This is a genomic window from Aureimonas altamirensis, from assembly GCF_023702225.1.
Lineage (GTDB): Bacteria > Pseudomonadota > Alphaproteobacteria > Rhizobiales > Rhizobiaceae > Aureimonas > Aureimonas altamirensis_B.
This window is the reverse complement of the sequence record NZ_JAMQCO010000008.1, coordinates 81,727-98,720: the sequence shown is the minus strand read 5'-3', so window position 1 is coordinate 98,720 and position 16,994 is coordinate 81,727. Positions and strand designations below refer to the sequence as shown.

The window sequence follows — 16,994 nt, the reverse complement described above, 5'->3', positions numbered from 1 at the left end:
GATGCTGCCTTTTCGAGTAGAGCACATGCATCTCAGATCAGCCTGTTGTCCTCGGCCTTCTGGCGGGCGCGGCGGCGGGTGCCGTCGGTATCCTATTTGCGGTGCCGTTCAGCCGCCGCCTTGCGGATCTGCTCGAAGCGATTTTCTTCGACCTGCTTGAGCGTCGGATGCGTATCTGTCTTCTTCACAAACGAGATCATTGCTGAAGTTCCTTCCGGTGGCGGGTGGAAACGCCCTGGCGCCTGCCTGAGCGCTTTAAACGGGGTATTATGCGCCAAGCCCGGTGACACAGCCTTGGACTCCAAGCCGGTCGGCAGTCGTCTGCCCCGGCATCGTCGCCCAGCCGCCGGCTTCCACGAACTGACGCTTCTTGTAGCTGTCGGGTATCGCCTTGAACTCGGCAAGTTTCGCCGCCGCATCTGGGGCCGCGTTGAACCTTTCGACGCATATGGCGGATGCCAGCTCCCCGCGCGCCGTGTCGCCGGCCGCTTTCGCCATGGTCTGCGAAGTGCCGCCAGTGACCCAGCCGCCCCAGCTGAATCCTATAACGATCGTTGCGATCATCGCCGCGATGCATGCCCAGACCAGAATGGTCTTTGAAGGCTGATAGTCTTCCCAGCGGCGGGAGAGAGATGGTTTGGTCGTGCTTTGTGTGGCCATGGAGATTCCTTCCAGGTTGGAATGCAGATTGCTTTGTCTGGGCGTCGGCCGAACGGTTCAGGCACTGTTCTCAGTATCCCATTCCGCCCATGCCGCCGTTGCCGGCCGACGGGGTGGATTCCTTCGCGCGAATGTCGGCGATCATCGCCTCGGCGGTGATCAGGAGCGCTGCGATCGAGCCGGCGTTCTGCAGGGCGGTTCTGACGACCTTGGCGGGGTCGACGATACCGGCCTCGATCATGTCGACATAGGTTTCGGTCTGGGCGTCGAAGCCCTGGTTGTGGTCCTTGCTGTCCGTGAGCTTGCTGACCACGATCGAGCCTTCGACGCCGGCATTCTCGGCGATCTGCCGGACCGGCGCTTCGAGCGCCCGACGCACGATCGAAATGCCTGCGGTTATATCGGCGTTGGCGCCTGTCAGAGAGGCCAGCACGGTCCTGACGCGCAGCAGCGCCACACCGCCGCCGGGCACGATGCCTTCCTCGACCGCAGCTCGGGTGGCGTTGAGCGCATCGTCGATGCGGTCTTTCTTCTCCTTGACCTCGGTCTCGGTCGCGCCGCCGACGCGGATCACCGCGACGCCTCCGGCGAGTTTGGCCAGCCGCTCCTGGAGCTTCTCCTTGTCGTAGTCCGAGGTCGTTTCCTCGATCTGCGCCTTGATCTGGGCAATACGAGCGGCGATGCCGGCCTTGTCGCCGGAACCGTCGATGATCGTTGTCGTGTCCTTGTCTACGACAACACGCTTGGCGCTGCCGAGCATGTCGAGCGTGACATTTTCCAGCTTGATGCCGAGATCGTCGGAGATCACCTGGCCGGCGGTCAGCACGGCGATGTCCTCGAGCATGGCCTTGCGGCGGTCGCCAAAGCCCGGAGCTTTCACGGCCGCGACCTTCAGGCCGCCGCGCAACTTGTTGACGACCAGCGTGGCGAGCGCCTCGCCCTCGACGTCCTCGGAGATGATCAGCAGCGGCTTGCCGCTTTGCACCACCGCCTCCAGGATCGGCAGCATGGCTTGAAGATTACCGAGCTTCTTCTCGTGGATGAGGATGTAGGGGTCATCCAGTTCCACGCGCATCTTTTCGGCGTTGGTGACGAAGTATGGAGAGAGGTAGCCGCGATCGAACTGCATGCCTTCGACCACGTCGAGCTCGGTTTCGGCGGTCCTGGCTTCCTCGACGGTGATCACACCCTCGTTGCCGACCTTGTCCATCGCACTCGCAATCATCCCGCCGATGGTGCCATCGCCATTGGCGGCGATCGTGCCGACCTGCGCGATCTCAGCCGACGACTTGACCTTCCTGGCCCGCGCCTGGATTTCCTTGACGACGGCCGCGACGCCAATGTCGATGCCGCGCTTCAGGTCCATCGGGTTCATCCCGGCGGCGACCAGCTTGGCGCCCTCGCGCAGGATGGAGGCCGCGAGCACCGTCGCCGTCGTGGTTCCGTCGCCGGCGAGGTCGTTGGTCTTGGAGGCCACCTCGCGCACCATCTGCGCGCCCATGTTCTCGAACTTGTCTTCGAGTTCGATCTCCCTGGCGACGGTGACGCCGTCCTTGGTGATGCGCGGCGCGCCATAGGCCTTGTCGATGACGACGTTGCGTCCCTTTGGCCCGAGCGTCACCTTGACGGCGTTGTTCAGCAGTTCGACGCCGCGCAGCATGCGGTCGCGGGCTTCGCCGGCGAATTTGATTTCCTTGGCAGACATGATGTTCGTCCAGTTCGGGCTTGATTATCAGGTATCGGCCGGTCAGGCGGCTTTGCTGGCGGCCGCCGTTGTCTTCTCGACGATGCCCATGATGTCGGATTCCTTCATGATCAGGAGATCCTCGCCGTCGAGCTTGACCTCGGTGCCGGACCATTTGCCGAACAGGATGAGGTCGCCCGCCTTGACGTCGAGTGGAACCAGCTTGCCGGCTTCGTCGCGCGAACCCGGGCCGACGGCGATCACCTCGCCTTCCTGCGGCTTTTCCTTCGCGGTATCGGGAATGATGATCCCGCCTTTGGATTTGAGATCGCCTTCCGCCCGTCGGATGACGACGCGGTCGTGGAGGGGCCGGAATTTCATGGGGTTCTTTCTGAGGCCGGCGCATAGGGCGACCACCTCGGATAGATAGCGACTTTGGCACTCGAATGATAGGAGTGCTAAACGTATTTCGTTGAAAAGGTGGAATTGCGAAAATTTATATCACTTCTACCAATGCGATGTTTGTTGTTTTCAATACGTATTTCCTGCCTTTTTAAGGATTTTTATTTTTATGGAAGAGCCATTTATTCAATTCTAGATAAATAATAGCGACCCGCTCCTTGTTTACCGGGTGGGGACAGCCCATATATAAAACTCGTTGATTTGGCCGACTTGGCTTTTTGCGGTGTCAGAGACCCGCCATTCACCACCGAATTCTCGATAGCGAATGCATCACGCGCCGACCTGGCGCGCATATCGCTCTGTTCGAACCTTGGAATGAACGCGCCGCTGACCACGGATGTACTGGCAGCACGGAAGTTCGTTCCGGTTCGAATGGGAATGATGCAGGAGGCGCGTTTGCGTGCTCCTGCGGAGGTATCGACCCATGACAACGCGCACCACGCAGAAAATCGTCCGGTTCTCCGCACCCTTCATGCTGTCCGGCTTCGACGCTGCGCAGCCTGCCGGCGACTATCGCGTGGACCAGGATGAGGAACTGCTGGAGGGATCCTCCCGCCTTGCCTGGAGACGTGTAGGCGCCTTCATCCACCTGCCCGCCATCGGCATTGATGGCCACACGTATCAGATGGCGCCGATAGATCCCGCCGATCTCGACGCCGCCCTCGAAAAGGATCACCAACAGCCATGATATCAACCAACCCAATCCGGCGCACGAACCGTCCCGCCCGCCACGAGGCTCCTGCTCATCTCTTCGCGATCGGACAGGCTGTCCGGCTCAAGGGCGGTTTCGTGAGGCCGGCATTACCCGCCGATATCTACCGCATAACCGGCAGACTGCCGGCACGGGGAGATTCACTGCAATATCGCATCCGCAACGACGACGAACGCCATGAGCGAGTGACGACGCAGGACAGCCTCGAGCCGGTCGACATGTCGCAATCCGGTAATGGCGCAACCCTCATCGAAAGGACGTTCGGACATGGCTAAAGGCCAGAAACGAAGCAATCGCGAGATCAGAAAGCCGAAACAGGAGAAGGCCCCGCCAAAGCCTGAAAGCACCTTCGGCAACCAGATCAAGTTTGCCGCCAATGATGCCAATGCTTCCCAAGGCAAAGGCAAGCACTGAGGCAGTGCTGCTCCGGCTGAAAGAGCAAGTAGCGCCATGAAAGTTGTCATCGAGTTCTACCGCACGCGGGAGACGGATGACGCCCATGCTGTCGTGGGCCGAGAGGCGGTGGAAGCCGTCGATCTCGCCAACGCCATTGAGATTGCGCAACTGCTTTCGCAGACGCTCGATATGCCTCAACGGCCCGACGCCATCGCGATCACCGACTTATCCGGTAACGCGCTATTTTCCGGCATCATTGATGCCGACGTGACCACTAGAGAAAGGCCACGATCATGACCCGATACATAGATGAAATCGAACGGGAGCGGCACGACCGCGCGATCGGCGTCTGGGACAATGAAGGCGGTGCATCCGCCCGCGCACCAGGCGACGAACAATATGGCCGCCGGATCGAAGCCGACCGGTCCTGGACCATCTACCATGTCTTCACCGGCGTTCCAGCCAGCCGCGAAGGGCAGGAGATGATCGGCCTTAGCCACTCGGCCGCAACCGACGGGATGCTTTCCCTCAATCGTCGGAATGATGTGCGACGCAAGGAGCACATGAACGGGTTTATGCGTGTACCACTGCTGCTGCAAACGGCAAGGGCAGATCAACGATGACCCTTGAATTCCTGAACCCCAGCCGCAGCTTCGACGAAGTGCGCAACGCCATTCGCTTTATCGGGCACGACGGCATGTTCGAAGTGCCGTTCTTTGTCGAAGTGGAAGCGCTCGCCAGGTCCCCTGCTGAATTGCGCAGCACTGAGGTGTCGGAAGAGATGTATCTCTCGACCTTCGATGCGACGCGCAGTTCGATCCACGATGTCGCCCGCGAGGCCTACTCGCATCGTCGCCAAACCTCCTATACGCTGACCGCTGCCGATTTCCGGTAAAGACACCACTCAATGCTGATCCGCTACGGGTATGAGATCACACTGACCTGCCAGCAGCCGACAGCCTTGGTGTGTCTGCTGTCGGTGCACGAGGATCGCGCGGCTGACATACGGGTGCCGGAGACGACGTTCACCACACCCGATGTGCACGTATCGACCTACCGCGATCTCTTCGGCAACAAATGCCGGCGGCTGGTCGCGCCTGCGGGCGACCTGACGATGTGGGGTGATGCCACGATCGAGGACGACGGCAGGCCGGACGGGATTGTGCCGGGTGCCCGGGAACTGCCGGTGCCGGACTTGCCGGACGATTGCCTCGTCTACCTCATGGGCAGCCGCTACTGCGAAACCGACCGTCTCAGCCAGACCGCTTGGGACCTGTTCGGCAAGATGCCGCCCGGTTGGAGCCGGGTGCAGGCGATCTGCGATTTCGTCCACAACCACATCCGCTTCGACTACATGCAGGCTCGATCTACGCGGACGGCTTTCGAGGCGTTCCATGAGCGCGTTGGCGTTTGTCGCGATTTCGCGCATCTTGCGGTCACGTTCTGCCGATGCCTCAACATCCCCGCTCGCTATATCAACGGCCATCTCGGTGACATCGGCGTGCCGGTCGTCGATCCGATGGATTTCAGCGCCTGGATCGAAGTGTTCCTCGATGGCGAATGGTACACCTTCGATCCGCGCAACAACGTCCCGCGGATCGGCAGGATCGTGGTGGCGCGCGGCCGCGACGCAGCCGACATACCGCTCGTCAACTCCTTCGGCCCGCATGTTCTGAAGGCGTTCCGAGTATGGACTTACGAGGTATCGGGCTTGCAACAGGCGCAAGAGCATCGCGAGTAAGGCGCCTTGGGACCGGACACCAAGGCTACAGGCGATACGGCAAGGCATACCGGAAGCGCCGCAGACCTTTTCGAAGATAACCCACTTTAGTCAGGCACCCGCCATGGTCCGCTGACTGTGACCGGTTCCCGACGTTAGGTTGGCGCGATTCCAATCCCTTGAGCCGGTGCGGCCGCGACCTAATGTTCCATCCTCGTAATACCCACTTTCAGCAAACGGAAAAGTCGGGCCTGTGGCTGACGTCAGGCGCATCCAGTCGAAGTGCGAAGACTGTTTGAATGACAGCTTTCGCAGGTTCGTCGCCCAAAGTGCCGAAAGCAGGAAGCCACCTTTTCTCGGAAGTTTGGAGGGTCAGCGAGGTGCCGCGATCCTGCCTCTGGGTAGTTATTCGAGACCCAATACAAAGCCTTTCCCTATGAGCAAACAAGTGTAGAATCAGACTCTCCTGATCTGCTTTGCCGAGGTGTCTATGAGCTTCATTGAGGGAATAGCGCGAGATCAGGCCAATCTGCTTCCCCCATGTGTCGATGACTATGTTGGGCCTGACGCGCTCGTCCGCGTCGTCGATGCTTTCGTCGACAGTCTGGATATGATTGAGCTTGGCTTCACACGCGCCATTGCGGCCTCGACCGGACGACCAGGCTATCATCCCAGCGACATGCTCCGGCTGTATATCTGGGGCTACCTCAATCAAGCCCGTTCATCGCGACATCTGGAGCGCTCCTGCAAGCGCGACCTTGAAGCAATGTGGCTGATGCGGCAACTCGCGCCGGACTATCGGACCATTGCCGCCTTCCGGCACGACTATCCCGACGCGATCGTCGCCGCCAGCGCCGCGTTCGTGCTGTTCTGTCGCGAGCAGAATTTGGTAGGCGGCCGGTCGGTCGCACTCGACGGCACCAAGATGCGAGCGGTCGCCAGTCCAAAGAACATCGCCGGGGCGGAGCGGCTCGCGCGCGATATCGCGCATACCGAAAAAGAGATCGCCTATTATCTCGACCGCCTGGACATAATCGACGAGACCGTCGCGCGGGGCTTTGATGATCAACCACTGCACCGCGAAGGCTTCAAGTCCGCCATTGCCTCCCTGCAGCGTCGGAAGGACCGGCTGGCCAGGCGACAGCAGGAACTCGATCGACGGGTCGAGAAGGTGCTCGTGTTTGGCGAGCCGGAGGCCAAACCGATGGGATATGCCCACGCGCCGAAGCTTCCCTCGTACAATCTGCAAAGCGTCGTCGATGTTGCGAGTGGTCTGATCGTCCACCATGACGTCTACAATGACGCGAACGACAGCCACCTTCTTCATCCGATGTCAGTCGCGGCTAAGGCCGTGCTGGAGGTAGATCAGCTCCAGGTGTTGACCGACGGCGGCTACTCAAACGCCGAAGAAGTCGCCCGTTGCGAACGCGAGAACATTGAGGTCGCTGCGCCGATCAAGCGCGGCGCGATGAATTCCGAACATTTTCGACCGGTACAGTTCCTCTACGACGAGGACAGCGACACGGTCCGTTGCCCCGGCGGGCAAACTCTACGCCCGTCCGGAATCCATACTCGCAATCGGGCGATGCGCTACCGTACCTCGGCCTGCGCGACCTGTGCGTTGAAGCCGAGATGCACGCCGGGAGCCCAGCGCACAATTCACCGGCTTGTCGATCAAGGTGCCCTCGATCGCATGGAGGCCCGAATCCATGCCAATCCCAGCTTGATGACGATCAGGCGATGCACGGTCGAGCATCCATTCGGCACCATAAAGCGAATGTCGGGTGGCGGAAGGTTCCTAACTAGAGGACTTAGGGCGGTAAAGGCGGAGGCGGCGCTGTCGATCCTAGCCTTCAACATCCTACACGCCGCGAACACATTCGGAACGAGGGTTGTTACCCCGAGCTGACGCGAGGCGGCGCTTCGCTTCGGCTCCACCTGGCAGGCGCTGCGGCTCCGACGGCTGACGTTTTGGCACAGCCTGCCCCGCAACGCCCCCTGAGAGGGAGAGTGCGGACGGGTTTTCCGTGACGGGTTGAGGGCTGGAGGAGTGGCCTCCGGCGCCCGTCGCGGAGATCATCCCGATGGCCAGAAAGGACCGCGCTCGCCCAGGCGGCGCCCGCAGCAATCTCTATGACGACATCACCGACAAGATCATCGCCGAGCTGGAGGAAGGGCGGCTGCCCTGGGTCCAGCCCTGGGGGACGGCGGCGGCGAAGGCGCCGCTCGCCATGCCGAGGAATGCCGCGACCGCGCGGCAATATTCCGGGATCAATGTCCTCATCCTCTGGGGCGCAGTGGTCCAGCACGGCTATCCGACCCAGCATTGGCTCACCTTCCGGCAAGCACTCTCGCTGGGCGGAAATGTCCGCAAGGGCGAGCGCGGCACCACCGTCGTCTATGCCGACCGCTTCACGCCGGAGGACGAGAAGCGCCGCGCCCAGGAGTCGGGCGAAGAAGCCAGCAGCATTCCGTTCCTGAAGCGCTTCACCGTGTTCAACGCGGCGCAATGCGAGGGCCTGCCCGAGGACATCGCCTTCGAGGCCCCGCCACCGCCGCCCGGCATGATCGAGCCGAAGGTCGAGGCGCTGATCGAGGCGACCGGGATCGATTTCCGCATCGGCGGGGATCGCGCCTTCTATGTTCCGGCGCTCGACTACGTGCAGGTGCCGCCTCCGGCCGCCTATTTCGAGCCGATCAACTGGCACAGGACGGCGCTCCACGAGATGGGGCATGCCACAGGCCATGCCTCGCGCTTGGGGCGGGATTTTTCGGGCAGCTTCGGCACGAAGAAATACGCCTTCGAGGAGCTGGTCGCCTTATCCTGACTCTGTGATCCTGTCTCAGAATCATGCATTGGAGGCGCCTCACCACGGCTCCGGTGAAGCTCTTCAGACGTCCGGGTCAAGCGTTCCCGCAGCGTAGCGAGGACAACGCTTGACGCGGCGGCGGCACGACAAGCTGTTCATGGGGTGCAGGCTAAGTCCTGCACCCCTGCCACGCGGCGAGCGGGAGAGCGCGAGGGGAACCCCTCGCATTCTAAACAATGAAGTTGCGCCGAAGGCGCTCCGCTTGGGTATCGTGCGTGCATTTGTATTTTACCGATCTTGACACTATTTCGCGTCCGCTTTTCCTTGATGACCTTGCAGTGAGCCTCGCGCCCGGTGCGCTCGACGCGGTCGAGCGCACCGGGCTGATTCACGGCATGCCGTTCATCCTGATGGATGACGGCAGCTACGATCTCGCTCTCAACCGGTTCTTTCGTGCCTGTCCTGCTATGGGAGCGCGATCGCCGAACACGTGGCGCTCCTACGCCCGCGACATTCTCGTCTGGGCGCGCTTTCTTGTCGAACGGCGCGGCGGCAAGACGGTCTGGCAGGCCGGCCGCGACGATGTCCTGGCCTTTCACCGGGCGCGTCGGCTGTCGGCAGCTCCCTACCGCATCTCGGCTGCGAGCTGGAACCGGAGCGTTGCCGCGCTCGACAAGCTCTATCGCTGGGCTGTCGAGGAAGGAATCATTGCGATCTCGCCCTTCAGCTACGGCGCCACCCTTCGCAGGGCCGGCGGTAGCCGCGCAGTGCTCGCTGTGACGACGAACCGTGCCCGCGAGCGCGCCGCGCGGCGCCACGATACCCGTTACATCGATCTTGGCCGCTACCTGCTGTTCCGCGAGGTGGGATTGCGCGGCCGGCTTCCCGACGGCTCGGAGGACGCGACGTGGCGCGGCCGCAACGGCGAGCGCAATGCGTTGTTTGCCGAGCTTCTCGTCACGACCGGCCTGCGGCTGACAGAGGCCGGCAGTCTGCTGCTGAGTGAGCTGCCGCGCCTGACCGATCCCGAATCGCGCTCGGTGCCGTTCGATCTCCCCGGTCCGATCGCCAAGGGCGGACGACCACGGCGCATCCGCGTTCCCCGCCGGGTACTGAGATTGATCGGCGACTATGTCGATCTCGAGCGCACGGTCTCTGCCGCGCGCTCAGAGCCTTCGGTGTCCGATCCGCTCTGGCTGATGCTGGAGGACGGGAAGGCAACAGACGCGGCGGGCAAGCGTGTCCGGCTCGACCGTCTGACGCTGGGCGAACGCCGCCGCGTGCTGGTCGGCACGCCCGGCCAGGCGCAGCATGCCTTGCTCTGGCTGACTGAAGGCGGCAAGCCCGTGCCCTCGGCGACTTGGGAAGCTGCCTTTCGGCGGGCCTGCACCCGCTGCCGCCGTTTCGGCATCGAGGTCGAGGTGACGCCACACACGCTGCGGCACACCTTCGCCGTCAACATGCTCTCCATGCTGATCCGCGAGCAGATCGGATCCGTGTTCGATCCGCAGGACCAGCACGGCGCAGCCTATCGGCGGATTCTCGGCGATCCTCTGCAGAAGCTCCAGCACCTGCTGGGGCATGCGAGTATCACCAGCACCTACATCTATCTCGACAGCCTCGCCGAGGCGCAGGAGCTGGTCGAGGCCGCCGCGGATCGCTGGGCCGAAGACACGGCTGGCGGCGCGGCATGACCGCCGCGGCGGCTCCATCGGTGCGGCGGCCGGGTCGCCGCGCCCTCTTTCCCGAGGCGCTGCCCGATCCCGAGGGCGAGGCCGCCGCTGCGATCGCATCGCTGCGCTTTACCGTCACGCTGGCGGATCGCAGCAAGACGATCGACCTGACGATGCTCGCCGGCCGCAAGGCATTGGCGCGGACCTTTGCCGGCGCGCTCTGGCGCGCCTGCCAGGTCGGTGGTCCGGCCGGCTCGATCTCGACGGCCTACGCCTATGCCAATGCGCTCAAGACATTTTGGCGCTATCTCGATTCCGCCGGATCGCACGTCGCCCGTCTCTCCGACGTCAGTGCCGTCTGCATCGACGGCTTCGATTCCTGGATGGAGGGGAGCGGCCTGCATCCCAATCACCGCCTGCACCGCATGAGCAAGGTGCTCAACCTGCTGCGGCTTGCCGAGGCCGCGGAGCCCAGCCACCTGCCGCCCGATGCCTCACGCCGGCTGATGTACACGAGCGATCGGCCCGGCGTGCGCGCCAGGCCGCGCGATGCCTATGGCGATGATGTCGCCGCGGCATTGCGGAAGGCGGCGCGCACCGATCTCGCCGCCATCATCCGCCGCTTGGGCGAGGCCGATCGTATTCCGGCGGTCGAGGATTCCGATCGGAGCAAGGCGCTGGCAGCAACCCACAAACAGGTAATGGAAGTGATCGACGCGGAAGGCGTCATCGGGCACAGGCACCCTCTCTTCAAGCGACTCTACACGCTCCGCCGCGAGAGTGGCCTGCCGAACGATCGCCTGATCCACGATCTGCATGGCCGCCGGCATCTCATCGCCGCCGATCTCGTGCCGCTCATCGTGCTTATCTCGCTCGACACCGGCATGGAGATCGAAGCGATCAAGGGCTTGCGAGCGGACTGCCTGAAGAACCCGGCGGGCGGCTATGTCGAGATCGAGTATTGCAAGCGTCGGGCGCGCGGCGCCGAGTGGAAGCGGCTGCGTGTGCGCGACGGCGGTTCCTCGACGCCGGGCGGCTTGATCCGCAAGGCGCTGCAGTGGACCGGTCCGGCGAGAAGCCGGCTCGGCGCCGACACGCTCTGGGCGCACTGTGCCTGGGGCCGCCTGACCCCTCGGGTGCTCAGCATGAAGGAGCTCGCGGCTTCATGGACGCGCCGGCACGGCATCCTTGATGAGCGGGGCCAACGCCTTCGCCTCAATCTGACGCGCCTGCGCAAGACGCATAAGGCGGCATGGTACCGGCGCACGGGCGGCCAGCTCGACCGCTTCGCCGTCGGCCACACTGTCGCGGTCGCGGCCGACCACTACGCCGACATTCCCGCGCTTCGTCATCTGCACGAGGCGACAATTGCCGACGCCATGACCGATGCGCTCGACGCCGCGTTCCCCCCCTGTGTCCTGTCGTCGGAGGAGGAAGCGGCCGTCCAGACCGATCCCGACAAGGCGACCGGCCTTCCCGTTGTCGGCGCCGCCGCGGTCAAGGCGCTGTTCGGCGGCGAGCAGGACGTCTGGCTCGCCAGTTGCGGCGGCTTCTACAACAGCCCGTTCGGCTCGGAGGGAGAGGCCTGTCCGTCCCCCTTCTGGGGGTGTCTCGAATGCAGCAATGCCGTGGTCACCGCCCGCAAGGTGCCCGCGCTCCTGGCCTTCCTCAACTTCATCCGGGCGCAGCGGCAGGTGCTGAGCGAAGCCGACTGGATCGCCAAGTTCGGCCGGGTTCACGGACGCATCGCCGAACAGATTCTGCCCCGGTTCGCCGACGCCGAGATCGAGGAAGCCCGTCGGATTGGGTCATCGGACCCCGCGCTCCTCTACCTGCCGCCCGAAGCGAGAGCGCCATGATGCCGGCACCGATCAAGCTGCCGCAGCACGCGTCGCTGCCTTCGGCCATTTATGGCAACGACGAGCCCGTGCTTGCCGGCGTGGCGGTCAGGGACGATGCCGACCGCACGCGACTTCCGCGCTTCGGTGACGATCTTTGGGACCTGGGCGCCGCCATTTTCCGGGTGAACGCCCGCTACAGCAATTACCGGCTGAACCTCGCCCGCATCGCCGATCCCGTCACGCGGCGGCTGGCGAAGGAGTACGTGATCGCCCGCCTGCGCATCCATGTGCCGGGATATCGGGCGCCCTGCGGCGCGACCTCGGCGATCCGCCTGCTGCGCTACATCCAGCATTTCGCCGCGTTCCTCCGCGCAAGGACTGGCGCCGTCGATCTCAGCCGGATCGATCAGGCGCTGCTCGACGCCTATCTGGCGTATGCCCGTGACGGCGGACGGCGAACGCCTCACGAGACGGTGAAGTATGTCGAGGTGCCGATCGACCTGCATCACCTGGCGCCATGGCTAACCGGCGGCGGCATCGGTTTCCTGCCGTGGCGTGGACGTGCGGCGCACCGCGTTGCCGGCCGGCCGCCAGCGCCCGCCGAGAACGCCACGCCGCGCATTCCCGAGCCGGTCATCGGCGCCATGCTGCGCTGGGCGCTCAAGTATGTCGAGGTCTATGCGCCCGATATCCTCGCGGCGCGGGCCGAGCTTGACGCTCTCGAAGCCCGCTGCGCCCGATTGATGGCGCGGGACGCGCGGGCCGGACGGGCCGTGGCCAAGAACTATCGCGCCCGCGTGGCCAAGTGGCTCGACGTGCGCCGGGCCATGGGCCGAGGCGTGCCGATCTGGGAGCACGCGCCCAATGTGGCCCGCCGCATCGACCCGCTCACCGGCGAAGAGACCCCGCCCTACAATCTCCATCTGATGCGCCTTCACGCCGGCGCTCCGCAGAGCGGCCGCATCAGCCAGTCCGAGCCGACTGCACGACTGATCGAGAAGGCAGCCGCCGAGCTCGGAACCGAGATCGGCGGGCTCGATACGCCGATCTCGATCGATCCGGACACCGGACTGCCATGGCGCGAGCGCTTCGACGGCCTCAGCCTCGCCCGCGAAGAACGGATGTTGCAGGGCGCCTGCTATCTCGTCTGCGCCTACCTCACCGGCATGCGCGACAGCGAGGTGCAGGCGATGCAGCCGGGTTGCGTGTCGCCGGTGCGCAGCGCCGACGGCCTGGTCGAGCGGTACCGGCTGCGCAGCACGGTGTACAAGCGCCATGGCGCGCGCGGCGTCACGGCCGACTGGATCACGATCGAGCCCGTCGCTCGCGCCGTCGCGGTGATGGAGGTTCTCTCGGCACGCAATCGCCGAGAGAAGGAACTGTCATCCTTGTGGGTGGCGCTGAAGGACTGGCCCTGGAGCAACGATCATCTCGGGATGGGTGCAACGCCGACACTCAACCTTTTCCGCGAGGGCCTCGACACGCGCTCGGAGGCCGCGCCGGCGATTCCGCGCATCGGCGACGAGCCTTGGAAGTTTACGACCCGGCAGCTCCGACGCACGATCGCCTGGTACATCGCCAACCGGCCGTTCGGCACGGTCGCCGGCAAGATCCAGTACAAGCACGCCTCGGTCGCCATGTTCGAAGGCTATGCCGGATCGGCGCAGGCCGACTTCCGCTTGGCGATCGAGCGCGAACGTGCACTCGGCCAGCTCGACGACATTGTCGCCCATTACGAGGCCTATCTTCGCCGTGAAGGCCCGGCGGGACCGGGTGCTGCGCGACTGCGACGCGAGTTCGGCCGCGTGCAGGAGGAACTTGGCGATCTTCCCGGCCGGATCTTGGACCGCAAGCGGCTGCGCACCATGGTTGCCCATCTCGGGCGGACCCTGCATGTCGGTTTCCTCAACGACTGCCTGTTCGATGCAGCGACCGCGCTCTGCCTCACCGGCGCGCCAGATGCCGAGCGGACGGCGCCGGCCCTATCGCGCTGCAGCCCCGACCGGTGCCCGAACGCCTGCCTGACCGCCCGGCACCGCGAACCGTGGCAGGCCTCGATCGTCGAGGGCGAAGCGCTTCTGGCCGACCGGCGTCTATCGCCGCTGCAGCGCACGGCGATCCTGCGGGACAACGAGCGCAAGTGCCGGCTGATCGCGCCTCTCATGGACGGTGACGCATGACCGCGCTCGGGCCGAAGAGCCAAGCGGCGCTAAGGGCTGCCATGAAGCGGTTGCTCGACGGCCGCCCTGAACGCACCGACGGGGCGCTGACCGTCGCCAACCTGGCGCGCGAGGCCGGCGTCAGCCGAGCGACGGCGAACCGGGCCGGCGATCTTCTCGCCGAGCTCCGCGCGGCCGAAGCCCGCCTGCGGCGATCGTCGCCCAGGGCCCTCAAGGAACGCATCCATGCTCTGGAAGCGGAACTACGCGCCGTGCGTGGTGCCGAGATGGCGGAGCTGCGGGCGCTCACCCGGACGCTCGCGCAGCACATCCAGATGCTGACGTTGCAGCTCGCCGAGCGAGATGCCGTCATCGAAGGTCTGCGAGCGGAGCTGTCTCGATCCGTGGACGCCAGGGTCGTCCCGTTGCGGCGTCCGCCTCTGGACGGCACCGGCTGACAGCCGCGCTTCATCCTGACCGGTCCAGGCGCCGCTCGCCGGTCATGGCTGCCTCCCGTGCTCGCCCGTCGAGGCAGGGCTCGGGTTGTGGCAGACGCTGCCGGCCCATCAACCCTGTTCCGCACCAGCACCGAGAACAGGGTGTGACGGCCCGGCTTCCCGCGTCTGCCCCTGCCGCCTCGCCCTCGACGGAGAGGGCGAACACAGGAGGCAGCCATGACCACCGATCGCACACCCCAGCCCCGGAACGACATCTACGAGCGTGTCACCAGCCAGATCATCGCCGCCATCGAGGCCGGCGCCGACCAGTACCGGATGCCCTGGCACCACGACGGATCGGCCATCACTACGCCCGTCAACGTCGCCTCGCGCAAGGCCTATCGTGGCGTCAACGTCATCGCACTCTGGGCCGCCGCGCACGCCGCCGGCTTTCCCGCCGGCATCTGGGGCACCTATCGCCAGTGGCAGGCGCTCGGCGCCCAGGTCCGCAAGGGCGAGCGCGGGCACCTCGTCGTGTTCTGGAAGACCGTCGATCGCCACGGCAAGGCAGACGTACAGGACGGCGACGAGGATCGCGACGAGCCCGCCCGGCGCATGTTCGCCCGCGGCTACACGGTCTTCAACTGCGCGCAGGTCGACGGCTACACGCCGCCCGAGATACCGGTGCTACCCGAGGCCGAGCGCATCGAGCGGGCCGAACGGTTCTGCGCAGCGCTCGGCATCGACATCCGCCACGGCGGATCGCAGGCCTGTTACCGCCCATCCACCGACCACGTGCAGATGCCCGACTTCGCCTGCTTCCGCGATGCCGCAGCCTATTACGCCGTGCTGCTCCACGAATGCGGGCACGCCTCCGGCGCCAGGCATCGCCTCGACCGTGATCTCTCCGGACGGTTCGGCTCGGCCGCCTATGCTATGGAGGAATGCACGGTCGAGCTCCTGAGCGCCATGATCTGCGCCGACCTCCATCTCAGCGTCGAGCCGCGGCCCGACCACGCCAGCTATATCGCCTCCTGGCTCGAGGTGCTTCGCTCCGACAAGCGCGCGATCTTCACCGCCGCAGCCAAGGCGCAGCAGATCGCCGACTGGCTGCACGCCCAGCAGGGCAACGCTTGCCGGAACGACGTCAGGGGCGCCGCATAGGCGCTCCTCGACCCGATCAGTTGACAGTTCGCTCCCGGAACAGCGCCTCAATCAGCGGACATTCCGGCCGCGTGCCGTCGGCGCATTGCGCGACGACGTCCTTGAGCACCCGCTCCATGCGCTTCAGGTCAGCGATCTTCGCCCGCACATCGTCGAGATGCGCGGCGGCGACCGCGCTTGCCTCGGCGCAGGGCTGGTCGCGTTCGTCGACCAGGCGCAACAGCTCGCGGATTTCGTCGAGTGAGAAGCCGAGCTCGCGTGCCCGCAGCACAAAGCGAAGGCGCCGCTCGTGCGTCGTGTCGTAGCTGCGGTAGCCGGCCGCCGTGCGCGGTGGCTCGGGCAGGAGCCCGACCTTCTCGTAGTAGCGCACAGTCTCCAGATTGCTGCCCGTCCGCCGGGCGAGCTCAGCCCGCTGCAGGCCCTTCACGCCAGCGTGATCGCGCATCGCAAAAATCCCTCTTGACCCTGTAGTTGCTACAGACCGCATGGTACTGCGCAATGAGGATTTCGGCAAGGAAAGCGAGATCGGACATGGATATATCGCGACCCAGCACGGCGGGCATGACGTCCGCCACGACCGACGTGCTCGCGTCGGACCGAGCCGAAGTCGGACGGCAGCGCCTGGTCGCCGTCGGCGGCATTCTCGGCGCGCTTGCCGCCTCCTCGTGCTGCATCGTCCCGCTCATCCTGTTTAGCCTAGGCATTGGTGGCGCCTGGATCGGCAATCTGACGGCGCTCGCGCCCTACAAGCCGCTCTTCGTCGCCGGGACGACGGGCGTTCTCGGCTACGGCTTCTATCTCGTCTACTGGAAGCCGAGGCGGGCCTGCGCCGAGGATGCTGCCTGCGCGCGCCCGATCCCCAGCCGCATTGTCCAGATCGCGCTCTGGTTTGCGACGGTGCTCGTCGCGGCCGCCTTCGCATTCGACTACGTCGCCCCGCTGCTGCTTTCCGCCTGACACCAAGAGGAGACCCGTCCCATGAAGAAGAGTTTGAGTGCTCTTGCTTTGATCATGTCGGTGATGACCGCGCCTGCCGTGTTCGCTACCGAACGCACAGTCACCTTCGCCATCGACAACATGACCTGCGCCTCCTGCCCCTACATCGTGAAGACCTCGATGGCGGCGGTCCCCGGGGTCTCGACGGTGGCCGTCTCGTTCGAAGCCAAGACCGCGACCGTGACCTTCGACGACGCGCAGACGACCCCGGATGCCATCGCGGCCGCCAGCATGAATGCCGGCTATCCGGCCCGCCCGACGCAGGAGCAAGGCAGTTGAC

The 16,994-nt window shown here is 64.7% G+C and carries 19 protein-coding genes and 1 pseudogene; 16 read left to right on the top strand and 4 right to left on the bottom strand.

The genetic code is table 11. The features are described from left to right. Positions 1-267: 267 nt before the first annotated feature. The 3 genes from NDN16_RS14375 to NDN16_RS14365 all read right to left on the bottom strand — a co-directional run bounded on the left by NDN16_RS14375 (position 268) and on the right by NDN16_RS14365 (position 2,725). A complete protein-coding gene (locus NDN16_RS14375) occupies positions 268-660 on the bottom strand; it encodes a hypothetical protein (protein WP_039194731.1) in 393 nt (130 codons plus the stop codon). A 70-nt stretch (positions 661-730) separates the two neighbouring features. Continuing rightward, the gene (groL, locus tag NDN16_RS14370) at positions 731-2,365 is read right to left on the bottom strand and encodes a chaperonin GroEL (protein ID WP_039194732.1); all 1,635 of its coding nucleotides are present in this window, start codon (positions 2,363-2,365) and stop codon (positions 731-733) included. 42 nt (positions 2,366-2,407) lie between these two features. After that, on the bottom strand, positions 2,408-2,725 hold the full coding sequence (locus NDN16_RS14365; RefSeq protein WP_050475053.1) for a co-chaperone GroES: 318 nt from the start codon (positions 2,723-2,725) through the stop codon (positions 2,408-2,410). Positions 2,726-3,230: 505 nt separating this feature from the next. Here NDN16_RS14365 and NDN16_RS14360 point away from each other — a divergent pair. From NDN16_RS14360 to NDN16_RS14295, 14 genes and pseudogenes are all read left to right on the top strand, one after another. After that, complete coding sequence (locus NDN16_RS14360; RefSeq protein WP_039194734.1) at positions 3,231-3,494, top strand: hypothetical protein; 264 nt, start codon at positions 3,231-3,233, stop codon at positions 3,492-3,494. After that, the gene (locus tag NDN16_RS14355; RefSeq protein ID WP_039194736.1) at positions 3,491-3,793 is read left to right on the top strand and encodes a hypothetical protein; all 303 of its coding nucleotides are present in this window, start codon (positions 3,491-3,493) and stop codon (positions 3,791-3,793) included. The genes NDN16_RS14360 and NDN16_RS14355 overlap by 4 nt, the downstream gene beginning before the upstream one ends. Then, the gene (locus NDN16_RS14350; RefSeq protein WP_167387076.1) at positions 3,786-3,932 is read left to right on the top strand and encodes a hypothetical protein; all 147 of its coding nucleotides are present in this window, start codon (positions 3,786-3,788) and stop codon (positions 3,930-3,932) included. Before NDN16_RS14355 ends, NDN16_RS14350 begins: the two co-directional genes overlap by 8 nt. A gap of 36 nt (positions 3,933-3,968) precedes the next feature. Next, complete coding sequence (locus tag NDN16_RS14345; protein WP_039194737.1) at positions 3,969-4,211, top strand: hypothetical protein; 243 nt, start codon at positions 3,969-3,971, stop codon at positions 4,209-4,211. After that, on the top strand, positions 4,208-4,537 hold the full coding sequence (locus NDN16_RS14340; RefSeq protein WP_039194738.1) for a hypothetical protein: 330 nt from the start codon (positions 4,208-4,210) through the stop codon (positions 4,535-4,537). The genes NDN16_RS14345 and NDN16_RS14340 overlap by 4 nt, the downstream gene beginning before the upstream one ends. Beyond that, positions 4,534-4,809 carry a DUF1488 domain-containing protein gene (locus NDN16_RS14335; protein ID WP_009452373.1) on the top strand — a complete coding sequence of 92 codons (276 nt, stop codon included), beginning with the start codon at positions 4,534-4,536 and terminating at the stop codon, positions 4,807-4,809. Before NDN16_RS14340 ends, NDN16_RS14335 begins: the two co-directional genes overlap by 4 nt. A gap of 12 nt (positions 4,810-4,821) precedes the next feature. Then, complete coding sequence (locus tag NDN16_RS14330) at positions 4,822-5,655, top strand: transglutaminase-like domain-containing protein (protein WP_039194740.1); 834 nt, start codon at positions 4,822-4,824, stop codon at positions 5,653-5,655. Positions 5,656-6,124: 469 nt separating this feature from the next. Further along, positions 6,125-7,543, top strand: coding sequence for an IS1182 family transposase (locus NDN16_RS14325; protein WP_039194741.1), 1,419 nt, complete (start codon positions 6,125-6,127; stop codon positions 7,541-7,543). A gap of 175 nt (positions 7,544-7,718) precedes the next feature. Further along, positions 7,719-8,453: pseudogene (locus NDN16_RS14320) on the top strand (ArdC family protein); the annotation flags it as partial. Positions 8,454-8,719: 266 nt separating this feature from the next. After that, complete coding sequence (locus NDN16_RS14315; protein ID WP_012112823.1) at positions 8,720-10,138, top strand: tyrosine-type recombinase/integrase; 1,419 nt, start codon at positions 8,720-8,722, stop codon at positions 10,136-10,138. After that, positions 10,135-11,976, top strand: a complete 1,842-nt coding sequence (locus NDN16_RS14310; protein WP_012112822.1) for a hypothetical protein — start codon at positions 10,135-10,137, stop codon at positions 11,974-11,976. Before NDN16_RS14315 ends, NDN16_RS14310 begins: the two co-directional genes overlap by 4 nt. Continuing rightward, positions 11,973-14,138 carry a hypothetical protein gene (locus NDN16_RS14305; protein WP_012112821.1) on the top strand — a complete coding sequence of 722 codons (2,166 nt, stop codon included), beginning with the start codon at positions 11,973-11,975 and terminating at the stop codon, positions 14,136-14,138. Before NDN16_RS14310 ends, NDN16_RS14305 begins: the two co-directional genes overlap by 4 nt. Next, a complete protein-coding gene (locus tag NDN16_RS14300; RefSeq protein WP_012112820.1) occupies positions 14,135-14,575 on the top strand; it encodes a hypothetical protein in 441 nt (146 codons plus the stop codon). Before NDN16_RS14305 ends, NDN16_RS14300 begins: the two co-directional genes overlap by 4 nt. 216 nt (positions 14,576-14,791) lie before the next feature. Further along, positions 14,792-15,718, top strand: a complete 927-nt coding sequence (locus tag NDN16_RS14295; protein WP_012112819.1) for an ArdC family protein — start codon at positions 14,792-14,794, stop codon at positions 15,716-15,718. 16 nt (positions 15,719-15,734) lie between these two features. Here the strand turns inward: NDN16_RS14295 and NDN16_RS14290 are convergent, their stop codons facing one another. Further along, positions 15,735-16,163, bottom strand: a complete 429-nt coding sequence (locus NDN16_RS14290) for a MerR family transcriptional regulator (RefSeq protein WP_012112818.1) — start codon at positions 16,161-16,163, stop codon at positions 15,735-15,737. A gap of 86 nt (positions 16,164-16,249) precedes the next feature. Here NDN16_RS14290 and NDN16_RS14285 point away from each other — a divergent pair, with 86 nt between their 5' ends. Beyond that, entirely contained in the window at positions 16,250-16,675 is a 426-nt protein-coding gene (locus NDN16_RS14285; RefSeq protein ID WP_039194744.1) for a mercuric transporter MerT family protein, read from the top strand. A 21-nt stretch (positions 16,676-16,696) separates the two neighbouring features. Further along, complete coding sequence (locus NDN16_RS14280) at positions 16,697-16,993, top strand: heavy-metal-associated domain-containing protein (protein ID WP_012112816.1); 297 nt, start codon at positions 16,697-16,699, stop codon at positions 16,991-16,993. Position 16,994: the final 1 nt, after the last annotated feature.